Annotated in this window: 35 protein-coding genes; 14 read left to right on the forward strand and 21 right to left on the reverse strand. The window is 39.5% G+C overall.

Annotated features, from left to right (window positions below; genetic code table 11):
• The first annotated feature begins 146 nt into the window (after positions 1-146).
• The 10 genes from ccsA (ACLCDL_RS09725) to ACLCDL_RS09770 all read left to right on the forward strand — a co-directional run bounded on the left by ccsA (ACLCDL_RS09725) (position 147) and on the right by ACLCDL_RS09770 (position 8,181).
• Positions 147-812 (forward strand): cytochrome c biogenesis protein CcsA, encoded by a 666-nt coding sequence (gene ccsA, locus ACLCDL_RS09725; RefSeq protein ID WP_423148196.1) that lies wholly within the window; start codon positions 147-149, stop codon positions 810-812.
• A 41-nt stretch (positions 813-853) separates the two neighbouring features.
• Positions 854-1,060 carry a CcmD family protein gene (locus tag ACLCDL_RS09730; protein ID WP_423148095.1) on the forward strand — a complete coding sequence of 69 codons (207 nt, stop codon included), beginning with the start codon at positions 854-856 and terminating at the stop codon, positions 1,058-1,060.
• 92 nt (positions 1,061-1,152) lie between these two features.
• A complete protein-coding gene (locus ACLCDL_RS09735; protein ID WP_423148096.1) occupies positions 1,153-2,589 on the forward strand; it encodes a Glu/Leu/Phe/Val family dehydrogenase in 1,437 nt (478 codons plus the stop codon).
• 178 nt (positions 2,590-2,767) lie between these two features.
• Positions 2,768-3,178: a cytochrome c maturation protein CcmE domain-containing protein gene (locus ACLCDL_RS09740; RefSeq protein WP_423148097.1), complete on the forward strand. Its 411-nt coding sequence runs from the start codon at positions 2,768-2,770 to the stop codon at positions 3,176-3,178.
• Between the two features lie 7 nt (positions 3,179-3,185).
• Positions 3,186-5,624, forward strand: a complete 2,439-nt coding sequence (gene ccsA, locus ACLCDL_RS09745; RefSeq protein ID WP_423148098.1) for a cytochrome c biogenesis protein CcsA — start codon at positions 3,186-3,188, stop codon at positions 5,622-5,624.
• Between the two features lies 1 nt (position 5,625).
• Complete coding sequence (locus ACLCDL_RS09750) at positions 5,626-6,402, forward strand: Rossmann-like and DUF2520 domain-containing protein (RefSeq protein ID WP_423148099.1); 777 nt, start codon at positions 5,626-5,628, stop codon at positions 6,400-6,402.
• 24 nt (positions 6,403-6,426) lie between these two features.
• Entirely contained in the window at positions 6,427-6,759 is a 333-nt protein-coding gene (locus ACLCDL_RS09755; RefSeq protein ID WP_423148100.1) for a 2Fe-2S iron-sulfur cluster-binding protein, read from the forward strand.
• 10 nt (positions 6,760-6,769) lie between these two features.
• Positions 6,770-7,012 carry a Fe-S cluster assembly protein IscX gene (iscX, locus tag ACLCDL_RS09760; RefSeq protein WP_423148101.1) on the forward strand — a complete coding sequence of 81 codons (243 nt, stop codon included), beginning with the start codon at positions 6,770-6,772 and terminating at the stop codon, positions 7,010-7,012.
• A 48-nt stretch (positions 7,013-7,060) separates the two neighbouring features.
• Positions 7,061-7,597 carry a KdsC family phosphatase gene (locus tag ACLCDL_RS09765; protein ID WP_423148102.1) on the forward strand — a complete coding sequence of 179 codons (537 nt, stop codon included), beginning with the start codon at positions 7,061-7,063 and terminating at the stop codon, positions 7,595-7,597.
• An 8-nt stretch (positions 7,598-7,605) separates the two neighbouring features.
• Positions 7,606-8,181 carry a Maf family protein gene (locus ACLCDL_RS09770; RefSeq protein ID WP_423148103.1) on the forward strand — a complete coding sequence of 192 codons (576 nt, stop codon included), beginning with the start codon at positions 7,606-7,608 and terminating at the stop codon, positions 8,179-8,181.
• A 35-nt stretch (positions 8,182-8,216) separates the two neighbouring features.
• On the opposite strand, the gene fmt is transcribed toward ACLCDL_RS09770, so the two are convergent.
• On the reverse strand, positions 8,217-9,134 hold the full coding sequence (gene fmt / locus ACLCDL_RS09775; RefSeq protein ID WP_423148104.1) for a methionyl-tRNA formyltransferase: 918 nt from the start codon (positions 9,132-9,134) through the stop codon (positions 8,217-8,219).
• A gap of 7 nt (positions 9,135-9,141) precedes the next feature.
• Positions 9,142-10,416, reverse strand: a complete 1,275-nt coding sequence (locus ACLCDL_RS09780; protein WP_423148105.1) for an exo-beta-N-acetylmuramidase NamZ family protein — start codon at positions 10,414-10,416, stop codon at positions 9,142-9,144.
• A 96-nt stretch (positions 10,417-10,512) separates the two neighbouring features.
• Here ACLCDL_RS09780 and ACLCDL_RS09785 point away from each other — a divergent pair, with 96 nt between their 5' ends.
• A complete protein-coding gene (locus ACLCDL_RS09785) occupies positions 10,513-11,733 on the forward strand; it encodes an ABC transporter permease (protein ID WP_423148106.1) in 1,221 nt (406 codons plus the stop codon).
• Between the two features lie 61 nt (positions 11,734-11,794).
• On the opposite strand, the gene ACLCDL_RS09790 is transcribed toward ACLCDL_RS09785, so the two are convergent.
• The 4 genes from ACLCDL_RS09790 to mazG form a co-directional block, all read right to left on the reverse strand.
• Positions 11,795-13,108, reverse strand: coding sequence for a hypothetical protein (locus ACLCDL_RS09790; protein WP_423148107.1), 1,314 nt, complete (start codon positions 13,106-13,108; stop codon positions 11,795-11,797).
• Positions 13,092-13,658 (reverse strand): RNA polymerase sigma factor, encoded by a 567-nt coding sequence (locus ACLCDL_RS09795; RefSeq protein ID WP_423148108.1) that lies wholly within the window; start codon positions 13,656-13,658, stop codon positions 13,092-13,094. Before ACLCDL_RS09795 ends, ACLCDL_RS09790 begins: the two co-directional genes overlap by 17 nt.
• Positions 13,659-13,661: 3 nt before the next feature.
• Positions 13,662-14,063, reverse strand: coding sequence for a hypothetical protein (locus tag ACLCDL_RS09800; protein ID WP_423148109.1), 402 nt, complete (start codon positions 14,061-14,063; stop codon positions 13,662-13,664).
• Positions 14,064-14,132: 69 nt separating this feature from the next.
• Complete coding sequence (mazG, locus tag ACLCDL_RS09805; protein ID WP_423148110.1) at positions 14,133-14,939, reverse strand: nucleoside triphosphate pyrophosphohydrolase; 807 nt, start codon at positions 14,937-14,939, stop codon at positions 14,133-14,135.
• Between the two features lie 100 nt (positions 14,940-15,039).
• Between mazG and ACLCDL_RS09810 the strand changes: the two genes are divergently transcribed.
• Positions 15,040-15,231, forward strand: coding sequence for a hypothetical protein (locus ACLCDL_RS09810; protein WP_423148111.1), 192 nt, complete (start codon positions 15,040-15,042; stop codon positions 15,229-15,231).
• Between the two features lie 136 nt (positions 15,232-15,367).
• Here the strand turns inward: ACLCDL_RS09810 and ACLCDL_RS09815 are convergent, their stop codons facing one another.
• Positions 15,368-15,781 carry a VOC family protein gene (locus ACLCDL_RS09815; RefSeq protein ID WP_423148112.1) on the reverse strand — a complete coding sequence of 138 codons (414 nt, stop codon included), beginning with the start codon at positions 15,779-15,781 and terminating at the stop codon, positions 15,368-15,370.
• A 304-nt stretch (positions 15,782-16,085) separates the two neighbouring features.
• On the opposite strand from ACLCDL_RS09815, the gene ACLCDL_RS09820 reads away from it, so the two are divergent.
• Positions 16,086-16,469 (forward strand): hypothetical protein, encoded by a 384-nt coding sequence (locus ACLCDL_RS09820; RefSeq protein ID WP_423148113.1) that lies wholly within the window; start codon positions 16,086-16,088, stop codon positions 16,467-16,469.
• A complete protein-coding gene (locus ACLCDL_RS09825) occupies positions 16,432-17,019 on the forward strand; it encodes a hypothetical protein (RefSeq protein WP_423148114.1) in 588 nt (195 codons plus the stop codon). The genes ACLCDL_RS09820 and ACLCDL_RS09825 overlap by 38 nt, the downstream gene beginning before the upstream one ends.
• A 533-nt stretch (positions 17,020-17,552) precedes the next feature.
• On the opposite strand, the gene ACLCDL_RS09830 is transcribed toward ACLCDL_RS09825, so the two are convergent.
• The 14 genes from ACLCDL_RS09830 to ACLCDL_RS09895 form a co-directional block, all read right to left on the reverse strand.
• Complete coding sequence (locus ACLCDL_RS09830) at positions 17,553-18,029, reverse strand: RDD family protein (protein ID WP_423148115.1); 477 nt, start codon at positions 18,027-18,029, stop codon at positions 17,553-17,555.
• 137 nt (positions 18,030-18,166) lie between these two features.
• The gene (locus tag ACLCDL_RS09835; RefSeq protein ID WP_423148116.1) at positions 18,167-18,295 is read right to left on the reverse strand and encodes a hypothetical protein; all 129 of its coding nucleotides are present in this window, start codon (positions 18,293-18,295) and stop codon (positions 18,167-18,169) included.
• A 157-nt stretch (positions 18,296-18,452) separates the two neighbouring features.
• Positions 18,453-18,692 carry a hypothetical protein gene (locus ACLCDL_RS09840; RefSeq protein WP_423148117.1) on the reverse strand — a complete coding sequence of 80 codons (240 nt, stop codon included), beginning with the start codon at positions 18,690-18,692 and terminating at the stop codon, positions 18,453-18,455.
• Positions 18,692-19,135, reverse strand: coding sequence for a hypothetical protein (locus ACLCDL_RS09845; RefSeq protein WP_423148118.1), 444 nt, complete (start codon positions 19,133-19,135; stop codon positions 18,692-18,694). Before ACLCDL_RS09845 ends, ACLCDL_RS09840 begins: the two co-directional genes overlap by 1 nt.
• A gap of 424 nt (positions 19,136-19,559) precedes the next feature.
• Positions 19,560-20,078 (reverse strand): hypothetical protein, encoded by a 519-nt coding sequence (locus ACLCDL_RS09850; protein WP_423148119.1) that lies wholly within the window; start codon positions 20,076-20,078, stop codon positions 19,560-19,562.
• A 45-nt stretch (positions 20,079-20,123) separates the two neighbouring features.
• Positions 20,124-20,711: a hypothetical protein gene (locus tag ACLCDL_RS09855; RefSeq protein WP_423148120.1), complete on the reverse strand. Its 588-nt coding sequence runs from the start codon at positions 20,709-20,711 to the stop codon at positions 20,124-20,126.
• Positions 20,712-20,888: 177 nt separating this feature from the next.
• On the reverse strand, positions 20,889-21,302 hold the full coding sequence (locus ACLCDL_RS09860) for a nuclear transport factor 2 family protein (RefSeq protein WP_423148121.1): 414 nt from the start codon (positions 21,300-21,302) through the stop codon (positions 20,889-20,891).
• 105 nt (positions 21,303-21,407) lie between these two features.
• Positions 21,408-21,626 (reverse strand): DUF4287 domain-containing protein, encoded by a 219-nt coding sequence (locus tag ACLCDL_RS09865; protein WP_423148122.1) that lies wholly within the window; start codon positions 21,624-21,626, stop codon positions 21,408-21,410.
• A gap of 8 nt (positions 21,627-21,634) precedes the next feature.
• Positions 21,635-22,222 (reverse strand): dihydrofolate reductase family protein, encoded by a 588-nt coding sequence (locus tag ACLCDL_RS09870; protein ID WP_423148123.1) that lies wholly within the window; start codon positions 22,220-22,222, stop codon positions 21,635-21,637.
• Positions 22,223-22,308: 86 nt separating this feature from the next.
• Positions 22,309-22,854 (reverse strand): dihydrofolate reductase family protein, encoded by a 546-nt coding sequence (locus tag ACLCDL_RS09875; RefSeq protein WP_423148124.1) that lies wholly within the window; start codon positions 22,852-22,854, stop codon positions 22,309-22,311.
• 332 nt (positions 22,855-23,186) lie between these two features.
• A complete protein-coding gene (locus ACLCDL_RS09880) occupies positions 23,187-24,059 on the reverse strand; it encodes a DUF4919 domain-containing protein (protein WP_423148125.1) in 873 nt (290 codons plus the stop codon).
• 74 nt (positions 24,060-24,133) lie between these two features.
• On the reverse strand, positions 24,134-24,661 hold the full coding sequence (locus ACLCDL_RS09885) for a DUF2199 domain-containing protein (protein ID WP_423148126.1): 528 nt from the start codon (positions 24,659-24,661) through the stop codon (positions 24,134-24,136).
• Between the two features lie 163 nt (positions 24,662-24,824).
• On the reverse strand, positions 24,825-25,283 hold the full coding sequence (locus ACLCDL_RS09890; RefSeq protein ID WP_423148127.1) for a hypothetical protein: 459 nt from the start codon (positions 25,281-25,283) through the stop codon (positions 24,825-24,827).
• Positions 25,284-25,439: 156 nt separating this feature from the next.
• Positions 25,440-25,994: a DUF6438 domain-containing protein gene (locus tag ACLCDL_RS09895; RefSeq protein ID WP_423148128.1), complete on the reverse strand. Its 555-nt coding sequence runs from the start codon at positions 25,992-25,994 to the stop codon at positions 25,440-25,442.
• Between the last annotated feature and the right edge of the window lie 68 nt (positions 25,995-26,062).

Consider the following 26,062-nt stretch of genomic DNA (forward strand, 5'->3'; position numbering starts at 1 on the left):
ATGCGAGAACAATATTGTTTATACAGTTTCTCAATGAGAAAGATTTGTTACAATAAATGGTGTCGTTAGAGTTATAATACAAGGTTGAACAGTAGTGCTTTTTTAGTATTATTCACTACCTTTGGCAACAACGTATTATGAGTTTTATTTATAAAAGCTGGTGGAAGACACTGGGGGGCATATTGGTTGTATATACCCTGATTTCCGGCTTCTTATTGCCGGTTCCGGCGCTTCCGATTGTTCATGAAACCATCCGTAATCTTTACTTCCACGTACCCATGTGGTTCGGAATGATTGTTTTGTTTGCTATATCTGTTTTTTACAGTATTAAAACACTTTCAAATCCTAAAGAAGAGTACGATCTAATTGCCGTGGAATGTGTAAATACAGGGCTTATTTTTTATATTTTTGGATTGGTGACAGGGATGATCTGGGCTAATTATACCTGGGGAGAACCCTGGAGCAATGATCCCAAGCAGAACAGTGCGGCAATTGCTTTTTTGGTTTACTGCGCTTATCTGGTATTAAGAAATTCGATTGACGAGGAACAAAAGCGGGCGAAGATTTCAGCTATCTATAATATTTTTGCCTTTCCGGTAATGGTTGTTCTTTTATTTATTCTTCCACGGATGACAGATTCTCTGCATCCAGGAAATGGCGGAAACCCGGCTTTTGGTAAATATGATCTGGATAATACCATGAGGGCTGTATTTTATCCGGCCTGCTTAGGCTGGATCCTTGTAAGCCTCTGGGTGGCGACTTTGCGGTATCGTATCCGTTTAATTGAAAAGAAAAACTCTGATTCCGAATAATCGGTTAAATACAGCTCTTTTAAATAGCTTTTATAAGATTCATGAAAAAAATTATAATCCTTTTTGTCCTTTCCTTTGTTACAACAATAGTTTTTGCTCAGAATGCAGAAAATGGAATGGCGGTTGATCTGAGAGCTTCTGGTAAAATATATGTGGTAGTTGCGGTTATTGCCGTTATATTTATAGGCCTTTTTATTTATTTGTTTAGTATCGACAGACGAATAAAAAAAATAGAACGTAATCAGTAAATCTCTTCTTACGCTTTCCTTAAATATTCCCGGCAGAACTGTCGGCCCGAATAGATGTTTCTCTTGCTTGACCAACTATTAATTTATACGACATGGCAGATTCAACAGTTGTTACCTCCGCACCAACCAATTTTTTTGACGATGTATCCAGCTTTTTTGATTATGCGGCTCAGTTTACCAAACATCCGCAGGGGTTATTGGATCAGATTAAAACCTGTAACAGCGTGTACCGGTTTCGTTTCCCTATTAGAAAAGGCGACGGGTTTGAAGTGATCGATGCATGGCGGGTTGAGCATTCGCATCATAAATCTCCAACAAAAGGAGGAATCCGCTACAGCGAGATGGTAAATGAGGACGAGGTAATGGCGTTGGCAGCACTCATGACTTACAAATGCGCCATTGTAAATGTACCTTTTGGTGGGGCGAAAGGCGGAATCAGGATAAATCCTAAAAATTATACGCTTGCAGAGCTTGAAACCATTACCAGAAGATATACCGTTGAATTGATCAAGAAAAACTTTATCGGGCCTGGCATTGATGTGCCGGCACCCGATTACGGTTCGGGAGAACGTGAAATGAGCTGGATATTTGACACGTATTATACCATGAATCCGGGGCAATTGGATGCACTGGGTTGCGTAACCGGAAAACCCATCGCGTTGCATGGCATAGCAGGCCGCCGGGAAGCGACCGGAAGGGGAGTAGCAATAGCTGTTAAAGAATGTGTTTCCATTGCAGAAGATATGAAACCTTTAGGATTGAGCGCAGGCCTGGAGGGAAAACGGATTATTGTGCAGGGGCTCGGAAATGTGGGTTACCATTCTGCTAAATTTTTAACTGAATTTGGGGGCACAATAGTAGGCTTATGTGAATTTGAAGGTGCAATCTATAATCCAGATGGATTAAACCTGGAAGAAGTGATAAGCCACCGTAAGGAAACAGGCTCTATTTTAGGATTTAAGGGAGCAAAAACAGAATTTAAAAAATCTGCTGAAGGATTAGAGCAGGAATGCGATATTCTGGTACCTGCAGCTTTAGAAAACCAGCTGACTTCTTCTAACATTGGAAGAATAAAAGCCAAAATAATTGCGGAAGGAGCTAATGGCCCTACTTCCCCCGAAGCCGCCAGTGCGTTTATTAAAAATGGAGGTATTATTATCCCCGATATGTATTGTAATGCCGGCGGAGTTACGGTTTCGTATTTTGAATGGCTCAAAAATTTATCGCATGTAGCATTCGGACGGATGGATAAGCGTTACGAAGAGAATGCTAACCTGAATTTAGTGAACATGGTTGAAAAGATGACCGGTACAAATCTAAGTTTGAGCGAGCGAAGCATGATTGTCAAGGGAGCATCGGAACTAGAGTTGGTGAATTCAGGTTTGGAAGACACGATGATCCGTTCTTATCACGAAATCCGTAATGTGAAAATGTATAATACCAAAATTGATGCTCTGCGAACAGCGGCTTTTGTCAGCTCCATTGATAAAGTAGCTAATTCGTATATCAATATGGGTATCTGGCCGTAAAATTGATGCTGGTTTTTAATTCGTCATTTTCTAAATTGATTTGGAGTCTTTTCTCCTCATATCAATGTAACAATAAAAGATATAAGCCCGTATATTTTTACTATTCAGCAGTTTAATTCATACCTTTGCGGAAAGAATTTCAAGGGCTGTTTTTAATCTTTTAAAACAAATTAGCAAAATGAAAAAAACCTCGATCATCGGAATTATAATCATCGCGATTGCTATCGGAATGATCATCAGCACTTATGCCGATTCGAGTACGTATGGTACTTTTAATGAAGCTTCAGAAACTCATACCGAACTGCATGTTGTAGGCCAGCTGAATAAACAAAAAGAACTTTTTTACGATCCGCAGAAAGATGCAAATTACTTTGCCTTCTATATGGTAGATAACAAAGGGAAAGAGTGTAAAGTGGTCTTCAACGGGTCAAAACCTCAGGACTTTGAAAAATCAGAGCAGATTGTTCTTACGGGAAAAATGGTGGGTGATGAGTTTCATGCCTCGAAAATATTAATGAAGTGTCCATCGAAATACACGAAAGACCAGATAGAAGTTAAAGAAGTAACCCCTGCTTCTGCTAAAATTTAAATTATAGATGGATATTCAATTTGTAGGTGAACACCTGCTCCCCGGTAAAATCGGACAGTTCTTTATTGTTCTTTCTTTCAGTACGGCGCTTCTCTCAGGCATCAGTTATTATTTTGCTGCGGTAAAAGATACACTGGATAATTCCTGGCAGCGTATTGCACGTATAGCTTTCTGGCTTAATACTTTAGCCGTAGTTGGAATAGGTTCCAGTCTCTTTTATATTATCTATAATCACCTTTTTGAATACCATTATGCCTGGGCGCATTCTTCAAAATCGTTACCCGTTTATTATATTATTTCCAGCTTTTGGGAGGGACAGGAGGGAAGTTTCTGGCTGTGGATGTTCTGGCAGGCAGTTTTATGCAATTTCTTGGTAAGACGGGCAAAAAGCTGGGAAAACCCGGTAATGGCAACGATTATGTTGTCGCAGACTTTTCTTGCTTCCATGCTGCTCGGTGTAGAAATAGTAGGAACACGGGTTGGAAGTTCGCCATTTATTTTATTAAGAGACGCCATAGAAGGGCCTATTTTTTCACGCCCTGATTATCTTAGCCTGATTGATGATGGAAATGGTCTAAATCCTCTGCTGCAAAATTATTGGATGGTGATACATCCGCCTACCTTGTTTTTAGGGTTTGCATCCATGGTTGTTCCATTTGCTTACGCCGTTGCCGGATTATGGCAAAAGCGCTACCAGGACTGGATAAAGCCGGCGCTTCCCTGGGCACTTTTTGCCGTGATGATTTTGGGTACAGGAATTATAATGGGTTCATTCTGGGCTTATGAAGCTTTAAATTTTGGCGGCTTCTGGGCCTGGGATCCAGTTGAAAACGCTTCAATAATTCCATGGATCACGTTAATAGCCGGAGTACATGTCATTATCGCGTACCGTTCTTCCGGACATTCTTATTTTACTGCAACGTTCCTGGTGCTGATAAGCTTTGTTTTGGTTTTATATGCTTCGTTTTTAACCCGTAGTGGTATATTGGGCGAAACTTCCGTACATGCTTTTACCGATCTGGGCATGTTCTGGCACCTGGTAATTTATATCCTCGTTTTCCTGGCTCTTGCCGCGGCTTTACTCGTTGTTCGTTGGAAGGAATTGCCAATAACCAAAAAAGACGAAGAAACGTATTCCCGTGAATTCTGGCTTTTTATCGGGGCTCTGGTTCTGACTGTAGCTTGTGTACAGATTATTGCTACTACTTCTATCCCTGTATTCAACAGCATCTTTAAAACAAAAATTGCTCCCCCTGCCGAAGTGGTGCAGCATTACAATAAGTGGCAGGTGCCTTTCGCTATTGTAATTGTACTTATTTCCGGCTTTTCGCAGTATCTGAAATATAAAAATACCAATCCTAAAAAGTTTTTCAGCAGCGTTCTTGTCGCTGTGGTAGTTGCTGTAGTTGTAACAGCAGGAGCTGTTTATGTAACAAAAGTATATTCCAATCTGATATTTATACTGCTAACTTTTGCAGCTGTTTTCTCCATTATTGCTAATTCAAGAATCCTCTTTGATGCTTTTAAGGGAAAATGGAAACTTGCCGGCTCAGCTATCGCACACATTGGCTTCGGACTTATTTTAATCGGCGCTCTGGTGGCTGCTGCTACAAACAAGGTAATATCCATCAACAATACCGGAGCTATTCCCGTTGCGGACTTTGAGAAAGCGGAAAAACCGGGCGAGAACCTGATGCTTTACCAGAATGAACCGGTTCAGCTGGATAAATACAGTGTTACCTATTTAAGCGATACAACCATTGGTCCCAATACCTTTTATAAGGTTAATTATAGGGCTCTTGATAAAGAAACAGGAAAGGTTACCGAAGATTTTAATCTTTATCCGAATGCCCAGCAAAATCCTAAAATGGGGCTCGTTGCTTCTCCGGATACCAAGCATTATTTAACATACGATATTTATACGCATACTACCGCTGCCCCGCAGATTGAACAGAAACACGAGGAGCACGAAGGACATTCTGAGGAAGAAAATTACGAAAAGCCGGTAAAGTACCAGGTTTCTCCGGGCGACACAGTTAAAACCCGCGACGGAGTTATTGTTGTTAAAAGCATTAACCGGGACGCTAAAATTGAGAATATCAGTTTGGCAAAGGATGATGTAGCCGTAGGAATGCTGTTGGAAATTATTCAAAACGGTCAGAAATATACGACAGAGCCTGTTTTTCTTTTAAAAGGAGGAAATAAATTCGACTTCGGAAAGAATATTGACAAGGCAGGTTTGAGGCTGCGTTTTTCGGATGTTCTTCCTGAAAAGAATAAACTTGAATTAATGGTTTATCAAAAACCTCCGGCACCTAAAAAATGGATCGTTATGAAAGCAATTAAATTTCCTTTCATTAACCTTTTCTGGGGTGGAACCATTATTATGGTTATAGGTTTTCTGTTATCAATTTTCCGCAGAAATAAAGAGTACAAGGCTGCCTGATATGAAGATTGTTCTTCTGGGAAGCGGAAATGTAGCCACTCATTTGGGGAAGGCTCTGAAACAGGTTGGTCATGTAATTTTGCAGGTATGGAGCAGGAGCGAAGCCCATGCAGAGGAACTTGCCCGTGAACTGGATGCAGCATCATCAGCTAACATTTATGATATTATTCCCGATGCCGATCTTTATATTATTTCTATTTCGGATGATGCCATAACAGAGCTTGCTGCTACACTCAAACTAAAGGATAAGCTACTTGTACACACTTCCGGTTCTGTAGATATAAGTGTTTTGTCGGGTGTATCAAATCGTATCGGTGTGCTTTACCCGCTTCAAACCTTTTCTAAGTTCAAAGACGTCGCATTTTCTGAAATACCCCTTGCTGTTGAAGGAAGTACACCTGCGATAGAAGAACAGCTTGTTAAGGTTGCTGAACAATTAACAACCAAAGTTTTAAAGCTGGATTCTGAAAAACGAAAGGCATTGCATGTTGCTGCTGTTTTTGCCTGTAACTTCACTAATCATCTGTACGCTATTGCAAATCAAATTCTGAAAGAACATGGTTTAAGCTTTGATCTGATCCGGCCTTTGATTGCTGAAACAGCAGCAAAAGTTCAGGCCGCTGATCCTGAAGCTGTTCAAACGGGTCCTGCAGTTCGAAATGATATCCGTGTCATAGACAAGCACGTGGATTTTTTACAAGATCATCCATTTTTAAAAGATTTATACGAACAATTGAGCAAAAGCATAATTAAAGCTCATCATACTTCACAGCCTTAGCAATTTTGTTAATTTTGTCGCCAAATGAACGTTTATAAAATAAAAATAAACTTTGAAGAAGCCGATAAGCAGCCCGTTGAAATACCAATAGCAGCAGGTGAATCAGTGTTAGATGTTTGCCTGGATAATGGCATTGAATTGCAGCATAACTGCGGCGGTGTTTGCGGATGCAGTACCTGCCATGTATATGTGAATAAAGGGATGGATAACATTCAGGAAATTTCAGATAAAGAGGAAGACTTTATAGACCGGGCGGTAAATCCAAGAATTAACTCCCGTTTAGGATGCCAGTGTGTAGTTTTAGATGGCGATATTGAAGTTACTTTACCAGATCAGAATCAATTTTTAGGACATTAACAGATCAAATATGATTGGGGATAAATTTGCTTTACCGGTTCATTGGAACGATTATGAAGATATTGCAATGGGGCTTTATGAAAAATTCGGCGACGAATTTGGCGAATCACAAATCTATCGCATACGCTTTACCGAACTGATGGAATGGGTGTTAAGCCTTCCGAATTTTGCGGGAAAACGTGAAGAATGCAATGAAGGACATTTAGAACAAATTCAGTCGGCCTGGGTGTACGAATGGCGGGATAATCAGTAAATAGATTTGCAGATGCCGAAGATGTGCATATTTAACTTATTTTAAATCATGTTTCTCGAGAAGCTGAAACATATTAAAGCCTTTATACTGGACATTGACGGGGTACTAACAGATGCCACTGTTTTGGTTACTGAAAGCGGTGAACAGTTAAGACGGTTTAACGTGCGTGACGGTTACGCCATGCAACTGGCTGTAAAAAAAGGTTTTAAAGTTTGCGCTATTTCAGGAGGGAAATCAGCAAGCGTCGTATCGCGATTGAATGGTCTGGGTATTACGGATGTTTATTTGGGAGTGGATAAAAAGCTCGACGTTTACAATGACTTTTTAGCGCAGCACAATTTGCAAAAGCAGGATATCATTTATATGGGAGATGATATTCCGGACCTTCCGGTATTGAAGGAAGCAGGTTTGCCTGTGTGTCCTGCTGATGCCGTAGAGGAAGTAAAGGCGGTTTGTGAATATATTTCGCCTTTTTCAGGAGGCGCTGGTTGTGTTCGGGATGTTATGGAGAAAGTTCTCAAACTTCAGAACAGCTGGTATGATGCAGATCCTTCGGCTCATGATGACAGTATTACTTCTACCTGATTAAAATTATGATTACGAACTTACCTCCGGTAATCCTTGCTTCCAAATCCCCTCGCAGGCAACAGTTATTACAGTTAATGAACATTAACTTCAGGGTTGTACTGAAAGAGGTGGACGAAAGCTATCCTGAAAATTTATCTCCAACAGAAATAGCTTTGTATATTTCTGAAAAAAAAGCCCGTGCTTTTGATGAATCCATAACGAATGAAATTGTCATTACTGCAGATACCATCGTTTCAATTGATAACCAGATTTTGGGAAAACCGGAAGGAGAGGAGCACGCTTTTGAAATGCTTTCACTCCTTAGCGGCAAAAAGCACGAGGTTATAACAGGTGTAAGTCTGTTGAAGGCTACAGGAATTTATTCCTTTTATGAAGTATCTGAAGTCTTTTTCAAATCTTTAAAACCCGACCAGATCCGGTATTATATTCAAACCTGCAAGCCTTTTGATAAGGCGGGAGCGTACGGAATACAGGAATGGATAGGATTAGTTGGTATTGAAAAAATTAACGGCTCTTATACCAATGTAGTAGGTTTGCCTACCCACAAGTTATATGAAGAGCTTAATGCTTTTTGCAGTTAAAACTTTCTAAAAGCCCTAAAATTTTGGAAAGCTATTTATAACCGCACTCCTCTTAAAAACTCTTCAATACTCATTCTTTTTTTTCCTTCCAGCTGTACATCTGCAACAGATATAAAACCATTTTTACAGGCGAACTTCAAATACGTTTTTCCGTCTGTTAAAAATGCCCCCGGACTTATTCCCGGTTCTTTAATTTCCATCCGGCTTCCGAAAATCTTGAAGCTTTTGTCCATAAAAACAGTATAAGCCGTTGGGTAAGGGCTCAATCCCCGGATCAAATTATAAACTTTTTGAACATCCTGGTTCCAGTCTATCAGGCAATCTTCCTTAAAAATTTTCGGAGCATGTTTTGGTTGTTCTGTAAATGGTAAAGCGTTTTGCGGCATTTCTTTGTAATCTCCTTCCTCAATAGCTTTTACTGTTTTAACAAGCAGTTTTGCACCTGTTTCCATTAATTTATCGTGAATATCGCCGGCAGTTTCATCTTCACTGATGGTTATTTTTTCTGAAAAAATAATATTGCCGGTGTCAATTTCGTGCTGCAGGAAAAAAGTGCTCACTCCGGTTTCTTTTTCACCATTTATAACTGCCCAGTTTATGGGTGCTGCCCCCCGGTAATTTGGTAAAAGCGAAGCATGAAGATTAATAGTTCCTTTTCGAGGCATGCTCCATACTGCTTCCGGCAACATGCGAAAAGCTACTACTACCTGCAAGTCAGCGTTGAATGTGTGCAGTTGCTGCAGAAAATCCTCTGATTTTAATTTAAGGGGCTGTAAAACAGGCAAGCCTTTTGAAACAGCATATTTCTTCACGGCAGATTCATTCAGCTTTTGCCCTCTTCCGGAAGGTTTATCCGGAGCGGTAACTACGGCCGCCACATCGCAGCCCGCTGAAATAAGCGCATCCAGTGAAGCTACAGCAAAATCTGGAGTGCCCATAAAAAGTATTTTCATCTTGAACTTATGGATATAGTAAATATTTCTTTCTCATTATCTTATATTGCGATAGCGCCGGCTCCCAGGATAAACGTATTTCTTCTTCCGTCTTTCCTGCAATAATTTGTTCCCTTAGCTTCGCTGTACCTGCCAGTCGTTCAAAATTATTGATCTGTTTGCTTTGGCTGGCATCAAAAAAAAGATCTTTTTGAGGGTAAGCATTATATAACTCCAGCATCCACTTTAAATTTATTTTCCCGGTTTTCCTGAACGAATTTGTATTGAATTTTCTTAGATCAAGGCCGTAGCAGGCTTTATTTTGATGCAAAGGAGTTTCGCTCATGCCCGGAATGCTAACAGGTGTAAAGTTGAATCGGTATTTCGACTTAAGCAAGGGGCTTCCCAACACCTGGAAAGGAAAGTAAGTTCCGCGGCCCTGGCTGATGATTGTTCCTTCAAACAAACACAATGATGGGTACAGCAAAACAGATTGCTGGGTGTTTAAATTAGGGGAGGGTTTAACCGGCAACGTATAGGGCGTTAAGTGCGTGTAATTTGCCAGCTTGATAACTTTTATTTTGCATTGAACTTTATTTGCCAGCCAACCTTCGCCGTTAATCATTTGAGCATACTCGCCGATTGTCATTCCATGCGTAATAGGTACGGGGTGCATGCCAATAAAAGATTTGTATTTTTCTTCAAGCACGGGCCCGTCTACATAAAAGCCGTTGGGATTCGGCCGGTCGAGCACTAATAATTCAACGTTGTTTTCTGCGCAGGACTCCATCACATAATGCAGCGTTGAAATGTAGGTGTAAAAACGTGCGCCCACATCTTGTATGTCAAATATCATCAGGTCTATTCCCGATAGATCCTCTTTTGAAGGCTTGTAGTGTTTTCCGTAAAGGGAAATAACAGGTATTCCTGTTCTTTCATCCACACTGTTATTTACTTTGGCTCCGGCGCTGGCATTGCCTCTGAATCCGTGTTCCGGGCCGAATATTTTTACAATATTAATATTCAGGGAACGAAGGCTGTCGACAGTGGTTGTTTTACCAATAATGGAAGTCTGGTTCACTACCATCCCTATTTTTCTTCCTTTTAAATACGGGATATACAGTTCTGTCTGTTCCGCCCCGGTTTTCAGTTTCCCATGAGTACGGGGCTTATCAATATCCTCGGCATGCACATTTTTAGGGTTTGGAACTCCGCTGCCGCGGTAGTGAATCTGGCCGGCAGAAGTACATGAAGTTAGTAACAACAAAAACACGGCTGCGTATGTTATCAAATTCCTTTTCATCAAATTAGTATTTATGTTAAACCTTTAGCGATGCAAAACAGAAAATGCTGTACAATAAAAAATTGCATATTTGCTAAATTATAAAAAACATTTGGCTTGAATTTATCTGCTTTTATTGCCAACCGGATCGCTTTTAAATCTAAACGTACCTTTTCGAAACTGAGTGTGCGCATTGCTATTCTGGGCATTATGCTCGGCCTGGCTGTCATGATACTTTCCGTGGCTATTGTAAAAGGATTTAAGAGCCAGATCCGCGAAAAAGTAAGAGGTTTTTCGGGAGATATAATCATCATGAAATATGATTTAAACTCTTCCTATGAAAACACACCTTTTTCAATCAAGCCCGCTACACTTCAAACAATAAAATCTTATAAAGATATTCAGTTTGCGCAACCTTTTGCTACTAAACCCGGAATAATAAATACCAACGACGAGGTGGAAGGCGTAGTTTTAAAAGGGGTAGACAAAACATATAACTGGGATTATTTTAAAAATATCATTGTTTCGGGCCGAGTGCTCGACTTTAGCGACAGTGTAAAAGTTCAAAGGCAGATCATGATCTCAAAATACACCGCCAGCCGTTTAAAACTAAAGGTAGGCGACGATTTTCTCATGTATTTTGTTCAGGAGCCTTTGCGGAAGAGAAAGTTTGAGATTGTTGGAATATACGACCTCGGTGTAGAGGATGTTGACAAGATGTACGTTATCGGGGCTCTTTCTCTGATTCAGCGGTTGAATGACTGGAAACCTGACCAGGTAGGAGGGTACGAGCTGAGGGTTGCGGATTTCAGGCAACTGGATGCCATTGCAAATAAAGTGTATGAAAATATCGATATCGACTTAAAGTCGTATTCCATAAAAGAATATTATCCCACTATTTTCCAGTGGCTTTCCCTGCTGGATGTAAATACCCAGGTGATCCTTGCCTTAATGCTGGCGGTAGCGGTTATTAACATGATCTCTGCTTTGCTCATTATTATCCTCGAGCGCACGAACATGATCGGGATATTAAAAGCACTGGGAAGTACCAACTGGCAGATTCAGAAGATATTTTTAAACAATGCGGCGTTTCTAATTGGCGTAGGCTTATTGCTGGGGAACATCCTCGGTATTGGCTTTTGTGTTTTTCAGCATGCTACACACTTCTTTTCGCTCGACCAGGAATCGTATTACATTTCTTTTGTTCCCATTGAACTGGAAATTATGGATGTGGTTTTGTTAAATATCGGAACTTTAATTATCTGCCTTATTGTTCTGATTGTTCCCTCCATGCTGGTAACTAAAATCTCGCCGGTGAAGGCGATTGGGTTTAAATAGGGAGTATCAAGTAGTTAGTATCAAGTAGCTAGTATCAAGTACCAAGTAGTGGGTTCTTGCTCTATTTAAAAGACTTAAAGTTAAACTTCAGATTGATGCCGCCTGCTCCGAACCGCAGGTTTTCTTCTCCTACAGATTTCAGCGGGTAGCGGAGAAAAGGCTCTAAAATTAATTTGTTTTGCTTTCCTACAGGATATCCTAATCCGACCGATACATTCAGCATACGGGCTATATCAAACCCGGTAGAGCTCTTATCAGAAAGGCCGCTGTTGGTTACTGTACTCGCATTAGGCACAAACAGATCGCCGGGGCCGGTACTTGAATAATGATATGTGTATGATTCATTCAGGAAAGTACCTGAACTGAAACCCGCGGAAACGTAATATTCATTTTTCTGATGTCCAAAGCTGTATTTCAGGTTAATCGGAATATCAAGCCCCAGTAAATCGGCATCGTACTGGTTCAGGTCGTATCTTGTCATGTTCACACCTAATAAACGGTCAGCATTGTTATAAGAGGCATTAAAGCTATTAGCTGCCGCCGGTGGTATATCCTGTTTATACGATAATTGATTTTGCGTGATAGAAATTCCGGCCGATAGCTTCAGGTTTTTTGCAATCGCAAAATCTGTAGAAATTCCTGCACCTAAGTTTAATTTATTGTCGCTTCCTTCCGAATAGTTAACAAAACTTCCCGCAAATACTTCCAGGCTTATTTTTTTATCTGCCGCTTTTTCCTTCTTCTTCTCCGCCTCTTTTTTGTTTTCATGAATATCCGCTAAAGAAGTTTGTTTTTTAACAACAGGGGAGGTGTTTTGAGCTATTGCTGTTTCTGGAGTTGTTGCTTTCGGCTGAACAGGAATTTCTGTTTCAATGCCGGGATTTAACTCTGCTGCAGCCGGTGTTTGAATTGCCGAAGAAACGGTTACCTTATCTTCGTGAACAGGAACTTGTTTATGGTATGCTAAGCTCGTATTTAGTTTTTCATGCGATTTTGCTACCACTCTTGTACTCTCCACTGTACTTCGTTCATCATTGTCAGCCAAGGATTGAACAGGCTGCAGGCTTTGAGTGTTATTTGTTTCTTCTGAGGTTTTATTCTCTTCCGCAGGCTGCGCCGGTTTATTTGAACTGTAAGTTTCCGGTTTTATTTTATTATTGTTTTTTAGTGTTTCAGGTTTAAAAACCCAAATGCCTGAAATAAGCAACAGTACTGCCGCTGCAGTACTCATCCACCATAGTACGGTACGCCTGTTGTTTTTGGCTGGAAACTTTTTGCGAAGCTCCATCCAGCCAAGATCCGCGTTTGTGTCTTCATAATTGTCAAACACATCCCTGATCCTGTTCACAAGTTTTTCATCAAACTGATTGTTCATATCTGGTTTTGTGCTGATTGTTCCAATTCTTTCTTAACTTTTCTTTTGCTCGGCTTAAATACACTCTCGAAGAACTTTCAGGAATATTTAACATAGTTCCGATTTCTTCGTGGTTGTAGCCGTCAATTTCGTACAGGTTAAAAATAACCCGCTGCATTTCGGGCAAATTATTTAACATGCTCCTGATGTCCTCCGCGTTTAATTCGTCTATAACCTGTGCCTGATGCCCGATTGAAACAGCCTCCTCAATATCAACCTGGTCCAGGTACCGCAGGTTCTTTCGCCTTCTGTCGATGGCTGTGTTTACAACAATTTTCCGCAGCCAGGGCTTAAACGGGTTTTCTAAATTAAAGGAATGAATAGAGCCAAACACCTTGATAAATGAGTCGTTTACAACTTCCAGAACATCATCCCTGTCTGATAAATACCTCAAACCAACTCCCATAGCGTAGCTATAAAAGTGTTTATACAGCTTTTCCAGGTATTTTAAATCGCCTTTTTTGCATTTCTGAAGGAGCTCCTCTTCCGAAACGGCTACAGGTTTGAGCATGTACTAATTTTGTTCTGTCCGTTTTAAACGATATTCATATATACTTGAGCCATTTTCTTTCTGAAGAAATAAGCTGTCTCCTTTTAATTTATAACTGTACTCGCCGTTCAGGATCGTGTTCCAGTCAAAGTTGGCTGTCCATATATTTTGATCCTTAAATTTAATTTTATTTTCCGTTAAAATATCAAAAGTTCCCGAACCTTTCGGAGAAGCCGTGTACGTATTGGAATTAAACATCACAATAGCCTCTTCAGACGGCGGGGGGTAAAAAGAGCTGAGCATGTCGGTATGGATGAACGTTCCCTTATAAGTGCCTTTTAAATGGGCAAGATCGATCTTTTCAGAGCAGGAGTACAAACAGCCTACAGCAAGTATGCAATAAAGTTTTAATGACTTGATAATCATACAATCCGTCTCTTTTTTAGAACATTACGTGTTTTTTTATTAAAACGCTACAAGTTAGCCTGAAAAAAATTACAATTTTTTTGCAGCATTCCAGTATTCGTCCATTTCAGCTAAAGTCATTTCCCGCAAATCTTTTCCAAGTTCCTTCGCTTTGCTTTCCAGGTACTGAAACCGTTTGATGAACTTTTTATTCGTTTTTTCCAGTGCGTTTTCGGGGTTAATATCTATAAAGCGGGCATAATTTATTAAAGAAAACAGCACATCGCCAAACTCACTTTCCGCCTTTTCCTTATCGATCTCTTCCGCATCCAGCGCATTAAATTCATCCCTGAACTCACGCAGTTCCTCTTCTACCTTTTCCCAAACCTGGCTCTTTTCTTCCCAGTCGAAACCAACTCCACGGGCTTTTTCCTGTATGCGGGCAGCTTTAACGAGAGCAGGTAAAGAAACAGGAACCCCTGCCAGGACTGATTTATTGCCCTCTTTCAGCTTCAGTTTCTCCCAGTTCCGTTTTACATCTTCCTCATCCTGAACTGCTGTATCCGAGTAAATATGGGGATGCCTCGAGATCAGCTTATCGCAGATGCCGTTCAGCACATCGGTAATCGTAAAATCATTGCTTTCTGACGCAATACGTGCATAAAAAACGAGGTGAAGCATAATGTCTCCCAGCTCTTTCTTTATTTCCTGCTTATCTCCTTCCAGAATAGCATCCGAAAGTTCATAGGTTTCTTCTATGGTCAGGTGCCGTAAACTCTCTAAGGTTTGCTTCCTGTCCCAGGGACATTGCTCACGTAAGGTATCCATAATGGTTAATAAGCGTTCAAAAGCGGCGGGCGGGGTAGCGGCTGTAAGTGGTGCAATGTTGTTAGGCATAGTATTTGAATCAGAAAACAAAAATAGAACCTTTATTAACAGATTTAAAAGATGTTAGTGAAATAGGGCAGAGGGTTAAAAATAAAAACAATACAAGCACATGAAAAACGTAAATCAATCAAACCAATCTTTAGAATCTTTAATGAAAATATCACCTCTTTCTGATGTTTATCAGGAACCAAAGCAAACATACACCCGTAAGGGCGGCTGGTTTGGTTTGGAAGAAAAAGGTTCTGATGCTACCCCGAACAGGAAAACACAGCCTGTAAAGAGCAAATCCCGACTTTCTTAACGTTTTGTAATAAGTAATAAAAGGTCATATCGCTGGTTAAAACCGGGATATGACCTTTTTTTGTTTGCGGACTTTTATTCCATTCCCATCGTTCTTTTTAGCCTGAAACTTGTGTTTGCTTCCGTACCGAACGAATTTATCTCTCATTACTTGCAGCAATTTTTTTCTGTATTTGCCAGTAATGTCCAAAAGGATCTCGGAACATTCCCTGCCTGTAACCGTACTCGTGGTCTTTTGCTGCCTGGATTTCAGTGGCACCTGCCTGAATGGCTTTCTGCATTACCGCATCCACATCAGGAACAAACAGGCCGATAACTGAAGTTACCCCTTTTGCCCTCACCGGTTCAAGGGCATTAAACCACCGCATAGTTTCGTGCAGATGAAAAATTGCTCCGTTAAGTTCCAATTCGGCAACATGAATACTGCCGTCATCATTTCGCAGACAAAAATGTTCCGTTGCACCAAACTCCGTGTAAAAGTCAATATCGAATGTTCCGTTTGGAATGTGCAGTTCGGGCGCAAAATGGGTTGTGCTCTCTTTGGAATCCATAATTTTTGTTCTATGGTTGTTTTATATCAGAAATGAATTGCGTGTTTGGTATCGTTGTATTTATAACCCTGAGCCTTGCTTAGGTGTTTTAACGTGCGATGAAAAATAGTTGTTCCTGCTAATCCTTTTTATAAATTTAAGGGAATATAAGCAGAAAGGTGTGATTACTGTGAAATAAATCAGCCGCCAGGGGAAATAAGTTGCTTTTTTTAATTAAAGTATGATTTTTCCGCGTAATGAGGTTAATTGTCGATGAAGAAATGCGAATAGTCAGCAAAGAAATGACAATTGTAGATATGGAAATGTGAATTGTTGTCAAAGAAATGACGATTGTCGCCACGGAAATGATGATTGTCAGGTGAGAAATGGCAATTGTCGCAATGGAAATGGTAATTGTCGTGACGGAAATAACGATTGCCAGGTAAGAAATGGCAATTATCGCAATGGAAATGGTAATTGTCGTGATGGAAATAACGATCGCCAGGTAAGAAATGGCAATTGTTGTAACGAAAATGCCAATCATCCGGATAGAAACGCCAATTGTTACATTGGAAATAAGCTTTCAATTCTTGCTTTTATTGTTTTTATTTTTAATATATTTAATTATAAATTAAAAAACAATGAATCAAAAGCAATTAAATTCGTTAAGTATGTACAAGGCGATAGCCGCCTCGTTTTATCAGTTTAATTATGCCTGGAGTGGTATTGAGCCAATTGTTCAAACATTTAACAAGTTCCAGAACAATATCAGGGATATTGAGAATTCGGGACTGAACCAATTGCAAAACAACCCGGCGGGTTATACTGATCAGCGGGAACTGCAGCGAAAAAAATTAACAGAAATGGCTTATTCCCTCTCATTAAAACTGAAAGCATTTGCAAAAGTGAAGCAGAACCCGGTGCTGGAAAAGGCGGTTGATTTTTCAAAGTCGGACTTTAATAAAATGAAGGAGGAAGCCCTGGTTTATACCAGCCAGGATATTCTTGGCCTCGGCTTTCAGCATCAGGCCGAAGCAGCCGCTTACCAGGTTAGCCCGCAGCAGCTAGACGAGTTGCAAACTGCTATTAATGATTTTAAACCCTTAACCGCTCAGCGGGATAAGGTAGGCGACATTCGAAGCGTAGCTACAAAAACACTTGCAACGCTTTTTAAAGATGCCCGCACAAACCTGGGGCTACTGGATACCATGGTTGAAGGGCTTTCTGCCGATAAAACCTTTATAGGCGCTTACAAATAAGCTCGTAAAACCTCCGACCGGGGAGGAAGACAGTCTGCTGCCACTGCAGAAACAGCTAAAGCGACGGTTTAGAAACGTTATTTATATTCCCCTTATTGATAGATGTTGAGATTTATTGGTAAGGGGATTTTTATTTATTGAAATGGAGTTTTTAAATGTTTTATAGAGACAGGAATCAAGGAAGAGATCGATGTTTTAATGTGCAATAATATTGCTTTCCGTCGCTTTATCGTCCGCGTTAAAAACGCGGAGGAATGAGAGGTACATTTGTAATGTGCGATAAAATCGCAATTCTCGCTAATCCTCGTTGCAAACGAGGACGATTTAGGAAAGAAAAAAGTTTATTCGCATATAAGAGGTCGTCCATGTATGCATTTTAATCGTTCCGTAATAAATTCTTTCGAATATTTTTAGCACAATAATTATTGATAGCGGTTAACGGCTTGTGATATTAAGTAATTAAGAACACAATCTTCACAAGTTTGAACTAAAGTAATAGAAAAGTCTGAAATAGCAATAGCTATAAGCTCTTGTTAGTGGCTGGTTTTACTTTCAAAGATTTTTCTTGGCACTTTCTCTTTATACTGTGTTTCGTCATCCAAATCCACCATTACTGTTTTTGCTACTAGATCCCCTAGTCGCTGATGTCTGTCGGTAAACTTTATAGCAACTAGAGCAGGAATACCATAGATATAAATATCAATCAAATCTAATATATGTCTCAAAAATGCTTCTGTAAAGCCTATTTCATCTCCTTTTACTGTTAAGACCTTTAGGTTTAACGCCTGATGCCCAAATGTAGCTCCTTTCAATCCTTCAACTACTACGAAGTAACAAGTCCATAAAACAACAATAGGAAGAAGCATTAAATTATAAAGTTCGAATCCTCCTTGCTCATTCACTTCTCCAAAAAAACCGAAGTAGAGATAAGTTAGAAGACCAAAAATTAAATAGTCAAGCAAAGTCGCTAAAATGCGTTTCTTTAAGTTCGTTTTGTACTGATGGATCATATTGGGAACTTCTGACTAACGGTTAAGGCTTTGCGAAGATGGCGGATAGAAAGACTTCATTTGTCACCCGGCACAAAACTTAGTTAAAAGTAGAAAATTTTCGAGAATAACATCGGCCGCCATTTTTGAAGGGTGTGTTATAAGCCGTTTTTCTTTGTGTCGTTATCGATCTCTCCCATAAGCTTTGTAAGTTCTTCTACTTTTTGACTTGCAATTTTCAACGCTTTATCGTCTGCGTTTATAACGCGGATGGCTGAGAGGTACATTTGTAATGCGATGAAATCGCAATTCTCGCTAATCCTCGTTGCAAACGAGGACGATTTAGGAGTATAATCTTCACAAGTGTGACCTAAAGTAATAGAAAACTTTGAATTTGCATAAACCGCTAAACTCGCAATAGCTACAAGCTCTTGTTAACAAACGTTAAATTTCCTTACCACAATTAGGGCAGCATGCTTTCTCACCAACAATTGACAAATGCCCTATTTGCATACCGCATTCGCACTTGAAGTTGGAGATAACTTTTGTTTTTCCAGATGGGGCAGCAATGATAGGCCCACCACAACCAGGGCAGTTTGTATTACTGCCAACGGCAGCATAAGTACCAATTGTAAGGTTGCATTTAGGGCAGAATACTCCCATTGTTAAATTTATATCCGCCATTAATCTCCTATTTTCAAGCCCGTTGTACTTCCAGTACCACCTTCAGACTTTACGGTAATTTTCGTTCCAGGCTTAAATTCCACTTGCCCAGAGTTACTTTTAATATGTACTCCCATTGTTGCTTCAGAATTCTTTGAACTGACCTCTATTAATCCATCTATTACTACTGATTCGGTTTTACCATATCTTGATTCGAATTGTTCCTGAATATTCGTTAAAGATTGACCGATCTCACAAACCAACTCCAACATCAATTCTTGCTCAAACTTTAATTTTTCATCGGAAAGCTCCTTATCAACACCAAAAAATAACTTTTCTACAGCTTCAGCAGGATTTGAAAAAAGGGACAAGGCAGCCGAAACTATATTTTTTCCCACTACTCTATTCTTTCTTTCAGCTAAAAGGGCAGTAATCCTTTCGGCGGCTTCTTCTTTGTTTAACATAGGTCTTTAATGTCTTGCTAACTAGTTTATAGACGAACCCACTTGCGTCTATATTTCATATAAGTAGGAAAATTTACATTTTCTTTCTAAATATTCAAACTGGTTAAGGGTTTTTAAACCAGTACTAGTCGTAGCGTCTAGCCACGGTTCGATCTGTTCCTTAGAAAGTAGCATTCTTGTGATGAGGTCGTAGCGAGACGGTACGACTCCCGTTTATCGTCCGCGTTTATAACGCGGATGGCTGAGAGGTAAATTTGTAATGTGCGATGAATCGCAATTCTCGCTAATCCTCGTTGCAAACGAGGACGATTTTCGATCTGTTCCTCAGAAAGTACCATTCTTGTGATAATGTCGTAGCGAGACGGTACGACCAGTGAGGAGTTGTTGAGGGCTTATTCACCTTTACATTTTAGAAACAACAACTTCAGTTAACAATCAGCGAGGAGACAATTTGCTCCGCTTTATTTTCCCAGCTGGATCTTAACTTTTCTATACTGTTGAAGTTGAATAAAACCACTTCACCATCTACCACTGTAAAAAAATAATAATTGAAGATCTTTTGATCAATTGCCTGGGAAAGGAATCTGAAATAGCCAACCTTTTTTCCCCGCACCGTTTTTACGCCCTGATCTATCAGTTGTATGTCCGGGTGAACTTTCTTTAACTCTGCAATCTGAAAGTCTTTATAAGCAGAAATCTGACTGTCCTTGGCACGTTGTTTTGTAATCATGCCAATCAGACTTACTTCGCCTCTTTTATCCGCTAAAGCAAGAGCCTGACGGGGACGGCCCTCATACTTTAAATTCCAGTTTCGATCGGACATCTCAACTAATTGAGCTGGTATAGTCAGTTCAACTTTTTTATTCAGTAAATAAATTTTCCTTTCATTGGTGGACTGAGCTATTGTTAGGAGCGGAAGAATAAGTAATAGAATTAATTTCATGTGTTTGAGCGTTTTACTAATGTTATAACGTGCTGAAAGAGGAATCTATCGCTTTGGTAGTGCAAGTGTCAGTGAAAGGCCAACCGCATTGGCAGAATAATTATTATTTGCCTGGTCTTTGTAAGTCATAGCGGTATAAGTGAGGCCGATTCCGCTATATGCTAACTCAACTGTGGGGCCGGTTGCACTGCGGAAAGTGATGTCTTCTCCAAGTCCGTCAGCTTTAAAACGAATGCCCTGATGAGAAGCTATTCCCGCACCGAAACGGAGTTTCTTTGTCAGCAACCAATTTGCTGTAAAAAGAATTGGTATTCTGCTCAAACGAATGTTCGCATTATCAGCCTTAGTTGTTACAAATTTATATCCTGCGGTTGCATGAAATAGTAATTTTTTTACAGCTGGGACTTGAAATTCTGCTCCAATTCCGACAGATCCACCCTGACCCGCTTTCACCGATTGTTTGTCTCCATCCTCAAAATAAACTTCAGCCACATCATCCCCGCCAAATTCAAGACCTCCTTTAATTAAAAACCGAAAAGGGGAGGTCTTCTTCTCGGCTTGCTGGCCATACGAATCAGAAAAAGACACAAAGAGAAAAAACGAAATCAATACTAGTTTCTGGAAAAGTTTCATATAAGTTATTTAATACGGCGAAACTAGAAATTAAATTTCAAAATAAGATAGATGGAAAAAACAGAATTTGTCTAATGACAGTGTTTTCTCCAAGGCTTTTAAACAACCTGAACGGGGTAAAGCGGTTCAATAACAATCTGTACTGTCGTGAATTTTAAGAGAAATCGGAAATAAGAATTATTCGGTGAAAATTGCTTGCAGATCGGAGTTGATAGGAGCGGAGGTATGTTGATGAACCACTTTCCAGCTATCTTCCGTCTTTTTAAATCCTAAGGTAATTCTGTTCGTCATACTCCTAAGAATTTTATTGCCTGTTGAAACAGCCTGATACTTAATCAGCGAACTTGCAAAACCGGCAGTTTCGTCCCTGTGAATTTCCGTCATTTCAAAAATTACATTCACTCTTTCATCTTTCAGAGAACCAAGCCACTGTTTTATAATGCCCGACCATTCTGTCAAACCTGAATAATGTCCTTTGTTCCACATATCGAAAATTACAACATGGTTGTCATACAGCTTAATCATGCTTTCACTGTCCTTTTCCCAGGCAAAGTTTTTATACAGAGTAAAGAAGTCGGAAACCTGTTCCATATTTTATAATTGAATTAGTCAAACTGAATGCATTATTTTAAGACCCTGCCGGCAACAGCATAGCGCTACAGAGTTTCAGCTTTTGTTTTTTTGAACTTTCTGTATTTATTCCGTTTTACCTTTAAATGTTGCGTAAATAGCCATCGCATGTCCGTGGCCTAATTCAAACTCTTCTTTTAACCAATTGGTTATTTCTGTCGCTTTTGTTTCAGGATTAAGTTTACCGTCGGTAATAAAGCCTTTTTTCTCGGCCAATTTTTTAAAATCGGAAGGTGTAAGGCCTGTTTTTGCTTGTATATTGTCTAAATACGCTTGAAATGACATATTAATCGTTATTGTTTGTCAACTATATAATTCAGTTCCGTTACTCCGCAATTGAATTGCTGTGAAGTTAATAGTTTTAGTTTTATTTTGTCTTTGATGTCTGCAAACAGCGGAATACCTTGCCCAAGGATAATAGGGTTAACAAATAGCCAGTAGCCGTCAATCAAGTTTTGTTGCATAAGTGAATGTGTTGCTGTCGGGCTGCCAAAAACCAGGATGTCTTCACCTGCTTGCTGTTTTATTTCATTAATTCTGTCAGAAAGGTTGTCGCTGATAATTGTTGTGTTCGTCAAACCTGCATCCCGACCATCATCGGTACTCATTGTTTTTGATAATACAACTTTGTGAACTTTGCTATACCATTTTGAATGTTCAATGTCGTGCTTGCTCGCATCCGGCTTGTCGCCGGCTGTAGGCCAGTAATTTTCCATCATCTGAAAAGTTACCCGTCCATATAATGCCGTGTCGACCTGGCTTATCCGCTTACCCACATGATCGAAAATTTCTTCATCAACTTTAATCCAGTTCATCTCTCCGTTCGGTCCGGCTGCAAAGCCGTCGAGCGAGATGTGCATAAATGAAATTATTTTTCTCATATAGTTGTTTCTTTGTTGGTTATTAAAGTTTATTGATTGGTTAGGTTCTTTCAGTATCATGCACCTGGAGCGGATTTTGACTTCATTTATGTGCGTTCATAGTAAAGTATTATTGCTCCTGACGTAAATGTTTTTGTCTTAACAAGTTTGAAAACAACCCTGTCCTTTACTTCGTCAAACAGCCGCAGCCCTTTTCCTTCTATTACAGGATGAATACAAATTTGAAATTCGTCAATAAGATTACTATTTAAAAGTTGAATAATCAAACTCCGGCTTCCAACCAGGATGTCCTTTCCTGATTGTTGTTTGAGTTCCAGAATTTCTTCATTAAGAGGTCGCTGTGTAAGATTTGCACTGTTCCAGCCTGTGTCTTTCAGGGTGTTGGAGAAAACAAGTTTTTGAATTTTGTCTATTGAAACTGCAAAGTCGTCCATCGATTTTTCACCCGAAGGATTTTTCAATAATGTTTGCCAAAATTGCATGAGTTGGTAGGTTTTCCGACCATATAAAATAACTCCTGCATTATCTATCAGTTCAGAATAATGCTGATGGAGTTTAGCATCAACAACTCCGGCCGTATGGTCGCAAAAACCGTCAAGTGTCATATTGATTGCAGCAATTATCTTTCTCATAGCTGGTTTTAATTGTTATTCAGGACTTTGAAGAAGGTGTTCTTCGTCAAATATATCGCTTAGAACGGATTTGTTATAGTACAAACGTACCGCTTAGCCACGAAATAAGTAGGGTATAGAAGCGTCAAAAAAGAGGTTATTTGCGTCAGGAGAGGTTGATATAGAATATGACGGTTTAAATTGTTAAAGGTGTTGAGTATAACGAGTAGCGGTTTGCGAATATGGCGGATAGTAAGCACTTCATTGCCGCACAGCACAAAGTTTAGTTAAATGTAGAAAATTTCGAGAATAACGTCACCCGCCATTTTTTGCAAAAAACATGTTGGCTGATGTTATTTTTCTTCAATATAGTCACCTTCTTTTAACTGTGATTTCCAATGCGTCAATTCAGAATATCTAATTAAAATTTCGTCCATTGCAGAAGAATATCCGTTGTATGCACCTAAAAGCCTCTTATGTTTGTCCAGCATGATTGTCATTTTGTTGGGTTTGCATCTAAACGCAGCTTCATAAATTGAAATTCCTTCAAAAAAATTGTTTACTAAGAATGGATAATCGTATGTTCCATCTCCATATTTAAAAACGGAAGTTATTATTTTCACCATCATTCCAAAATGTTTATTTGAAAGGCTGTCCTTGCCTATCCGTTTATAGGCGAATGATATTTCTTTGTGCCCTGTTATGTTGTTAGGGCTCTTGTCAAGTATCAATTGTGCCGTTTTAATAGCTTCTGCATAGTTTTTTTCCTCGTTTTGGTTATACGTCTTGTTTGCTAAACTATCTAAAACTTTTGGATCAATTTGATTTTTAGAGATATTGAACTTGGTCAAACTAATGATTTGTTCAGATGTAATGGTTGTGTCAAGTTGAACGAGTTTGTTTTCGATTGTCTTGAAATAGTAGATTGACTTTATGTCTGTCGATAAGGATAGAGATATATCAAATTTTGGCAAAATAGTTTTTACTTGTTCGCCATACATTCTTTGAGAATTGCCGTTGTTGCTTTTGCCGATTTTTTTTTGTCCTAGTGGTTTTGGAGGCGACGGGGCTCTTTGCCCAAATGTGAAGTTGGTTAGTAAAATGAATAGGGTCGTAAAGTAAAGTTTGTACGTTATTGTCATTTTTATAATATTAGCCAACGGTTTCGGGCTTTGCGTTCGGGCGGGTTTCGGAGCACAAAGTTTCAATTTATTACTAATGTTCATTACAAGCACAAAGCTTTAAGTTTGCACGTCAGCCCGCCTGACGCAAAACCCGTGTTGGGTGCTGTTTTTTCTATTCAGTTTGCTTGTTCAATTCTGTCCAACATTGTTTTAATTCGTCTTTCGGCTTCGTCTTTGGTTATTCCGTTGTAATAGTCTTTTACGAATTGGTGGTCAAAGTCTTCGTGAGGAACAATTTCGGGGCGTTGATTTCCTGCCCGTGTAAAAACAGTTGTCGGAATACTTTCCTTAAATTCGTATTCGGGTATGTCGTTGCATAGCCAACCGAAGTATTTTGTTTCGTGATTTTCGTTGTCAAAGTTTTCGGAATAGTCATTAAAACTTTTTTCGCTTAACGAAACCCAAAGTCCGTATTCTAAATCTTCACAATGGTCAATTACTTTTTGTGTCAAAGTGCAACGGATAAACCTGTCTGTTTGGTCGCTGTGAGTTATAACACAAAAGTCGCTACTGATTTCCGCTATTATTTCTTTGTCTTGGTGCGATAATGTGTCGTAATTATCTGGCGACTTAAATGTCAGAGCTGGAAACTCAAAGTGTTCTTGTCCGCAACAGCTGCAAGTATATTTAATTCGTTCTGTCATTGTTTTCTGGTCGTTTTGGTGTCGTCCGTAAAATAGCACCCAACGGTAAGGCTTGTTGATGTTGCGGCATTAATTGCACGTCACTTTCAAGCCCGCACTAATGTAATAGAAAGCAGCGAAATAACATACACCACCGAAACCAGCAATAGCAACAGAGCCGATGTTATGCGCTGCCATTCTTTGTAATTTCTGGTTCGTTTAATGCAATAATATGAACAATGTGGTTTTGGCAATACAGTCCATAGTGTCTCAATTCCTTAGGGAAAATCTCGTCCGCATAAGTTTCTTTCAAAACGAAGTCGAGATAACTCGATTCCGAAAAAATGCAAAAGGTCGAGTACTTTCCAGCAACATAGTTTTCATTCTCACGAAAGCTGTAGAAGCTCTCATTAAGAACTTGATATGCTACATAATTTATAAAGGAGATATTAAAGGATGTTCCGTATTCATTAATAGATACTTCATAACAGTCCTTGATAGTTTTTTCTCCGACAACTACGTCTGTCGAAAGCGGTGATGTAAATGATTCCCGAACTTCGATTTCGAGGGAGTTGTCACTAGGCTCATGTAGCTTCGTAAGAAACAGTCCTCCGTAGTTATTTATTTCCTCGAAATTGTTCATGGGTTTTATGGTTGCGCATAACGGTTAGGGCTTTGCGTTCGGGCGGGTTTCGGAGCACAAAATTTCAAGTTATTACTAAAGTTCATTAGAAGCACAAAGTTTCAAGTTTACGCGTCACCCCGCCTGACGCAAAACCCGTGTTAGCTGTAGCTTTTCTCATTTTTCTTCAACTGTCGGTGGAACAAATTTAAAATTCTCTGGTATTGGTGGTATTGGCAAAGGTTTTTCAACAATTGTCGGAAAACTTAAACTGTCTTTTGTCGGTTGCATTTTGAGTTGTTTAATCTCTGTCATTAGCCATTGGTATACTGTCATTACGCTATCGGGCAGACTTGCGGATTGTCCATGAATATGTTTTACCTTATCGTTGTAGTAAATGTAAATTTCAGTTGAAAGGTCGTCAACAGAATGTTCATAAGAGCTGTCGAGTTGTTTGTAGTTAATATTCTCAAACTTTAAATTCAATAGGTTCCAAAAGTCGTTGGTTATGTTGCCGATATAAAAGCCAACACGGTCTGTATATTTTACCCCATGATACTTAATTGTCAAGGAACTGTCTATTTCAATAACTTGAATAGGACAGTTTCCATAGCAACCACCTGTAGCAAATACAACTCTTTTTATTTCGTTTTGTCGTCCGTGTTTGTTGTTGTCACAGCCGAAAAAAAAAGTCAGAATTGATAATGTTATTATGAGTTTGTATGTCGTCATAAAGTTACAGCTAACGTTTTGCAGATTTGCGATGGGCGGGCTTTTTAGCACAAATGTTCATGCGGAGC

Source organism: Rubrilithobacter danxiaensis (assembly GCF_047272945.1).
GTDB classification, from domain to species: domain Bacteria; phylum Bacteroidota; class Bacteroidia; order Sphingobacteriales; family Sphingobacteriaceae; genus Rubrolithibacter; species Rubrolithibacter danxiaensis.

Coding starts and splice junctions, on each gene's coding strand:
- ACLCDL_RS09730 (WP_423148095.1), top strand. CDS start 854: ATGAAAAAAATTATAATCCTTTTTGTCCTTTCCTTTGTTACAACAATA.
- ACLCDL_RS09735 (WP_423148096.1), top strand. CDS start 1,153: ATGGCAGATTCAACAGTTGTTACCTCCGCACCAACCAATTTTTTTGAC.
- ACLCDL_RS09740 (WP_423148097.1), top strand. CDS start 2,768: ATGAAAAAAACCTCGATCATCGGAATTATAATCATCGCGATTGCTATC.
- ccsA (WP_423148098.1), top strand. CDS start 3,186: ATGGATATTCAATTTGTAGGTGAACACCTGCTCCCCGGTAAAATCGGA.
- ACLCDL_RS09750 (WP_423148099.1), top strand. CDS start 5,626: ATGAAGATTGTTCTTCTGGGAAGCGGAAATGTAGCCACTCATTTGGGG.
- ACLCDL_RS09755 (WP_423148100.1), top strand. CDS start 6,427: ATGAACGTTTATAAAATAAAAATAAACTTTGAAGAAGCCGATAAGCAG.
- iscX (WP_423148101.1), top strand. CDS start 6,770: ATGATTGGGGATAAATTTGCTTTACCGGTTCATTGGAACGATTATGAA.
- ACLCDL_RS09765 (WP_423148102.1), top strand. CDS start 7,061: ATGTTTCTCGAGAAGCTGAAACATATTAAAGCCTTTATACTGGACATT.
- ACLCDL_RS09770 (WP_423148103.1), top strand. CDS start 7,606: ATGATTACGAACTTACCTCCGGTAATCCTTGCTTCCAAATCCCCTCGC.
- fmt (WP_423148104.1), bottom strand. CDS start 9,134: ATGAAAATACTTTTTATGGGCACTCCAGATTTTGCTGTAGCTTCACTG.
- ACLCDL_RS09780 (WP_423148105.1), bottom strand. CDS start 10,416: ATGAAAAGGAATTTGATAACATACGCAGCCGTGTTTTTGTTGTTACTA.
- ACLCDL_RS09790 (WP_423148107.1), bottom strand. CDS start 13,108: ATGAACAATCAGTTTGATGAAAAACTTGTGAACAGGATCAGGGATGTG.
- ACLCDL_RS09795 (WP_423148108.1), bottom strand. CDS start 13,658: ATGCTCAAACCTGTAGCCGTTTCGGAAGAGGAGCTCCTTCAGAAATGC.
- ACLCDL_RS09800 (WP_423148109.1), bottom strand. CDS start 14,063: ATGATTATCAAGTCATTAAAACTTTATTGCATACTTGCTGTAGGCTGT.
- mazG (WP_423148110.1), bottom strand. CDS start 14,939: ATGCCTAACAACATTGCACCACTTACAGCCGCTACCCCGCCCGCCGCT.
- ACLCDL_RS09810 (WP_423148111.1), top strand. CDS start 15,040: ATGAAAAACGTAAATCAATCAAACCAATCTTTAGAATCTTTAATGAAA.
- ACLCDL_RS09815 (WP_423148112.1), bottom strand. CDS start 15,781: ATGGATTCCAAAGAGAGCACAACCCATTTTGCGCCCGAACTGCACATT.
- ACLCDL_RS09825 (WP_423148114.1), top strand. CDS start 16,432: ATGTACAAGGCGATAGCCGCCTCGTTTTATCAGTTTAATTATGCCTGG.
- ACLCDL_RS09830 (WP_423148115.1), bottom strand. CDS start 18,029: ATGATCCATCAGTACAAAACGAACTTAAAGAAACGCATTTTAGCGACT.
- ACLCDL_RS09835 (WP_423148116.1), bottom strand. CDS start 18,295: ATGTACCTCTCAGCCATCCGCGTTATAAACGCAGACGATAAAGCGTTG.
- ACLCDL_RS09840 (WP_423148117.1), bottom strand. CDS start 18,692: ATGGCGGATATAAATTTAACAATGGGAGTATTCTGCCCTAAATGCAAC.
- ACLCDL_RS09845 (WP_423148118.1), bottom strand. CDS start 19,135: ATGTTAAACAAAGAAGAAGCCGCCGAAAGGATTACTGCCCTTTTAGCT.
- ACLCDL_RS09850 (WP_423148119.1), bottom strand. CDS start 20,078: ATGAAATTAATTCTATTACTTATTCTTCCGCTCCTAACAATAGCTCAG.
- ACLCDL_RS09855 (WP_423148120.1), bottom strand. CDS start 20,711: ATGAAACTTTTCCAGAAACTAGTATTGATTTCGTTTTTTCTCTTTGTG.
- ACLCDL_RS09860 (WP_423148121.1), bottom strand. CDS start 21,302: ATGGAACAGGTTTCCGACTTCTTTACTCTGTATAAAAACTTTGCCTGG.
- ACLCDL_RS09865 (WP_423148122.1), bottom strand. CDS start 21,626: ATGTCATTTCAAGCGTATTTAGACAATATACAAGCAAAAACAGGCCTT.
- ACLCDL_RS09870 (WP_423148123.1), bottom strand. CDS start 22,222: ATGAGAAAAATAATTTCATTTATGCACATCTCGCTCGACGGCTTTGCA.
- ACLCDL_RS09875 (WP_423148124.1), bottom strand. CDS start 22,854: ATGAGAAAGATAATTGCTGCAATCAATATGACACTTGACGGTTTTTGC.
- ACLCDL_RS09880 (WP_423148125.1), bottom strand. CDS start 24,059: ATGAACATTAGTAATAAATTGAAACTTTGTGCTCCGAAACCCGCCCGA.
- ACLCDL_RS09885 (WP_423148126.1), bottom strand. CDS start 24,661: ATGACAGAACGAATTAAATATACTTGCAGCTGTTGCGGACAAGAACAC.
- ACLCDL_RS09890 (WP_423148127.1), bottom strand. CDS start 25,283: ATGAACAATTTCGAGGAAATAAATAACTACGGAGGACTGTTTCTTACG.
- ACLCDL_RS09895 (WP_423148128.1), bottom strand. CDS start 25,994: ATGACGACATACAAACTCATAATAACATTATCAATTCTGACTTTTTTT.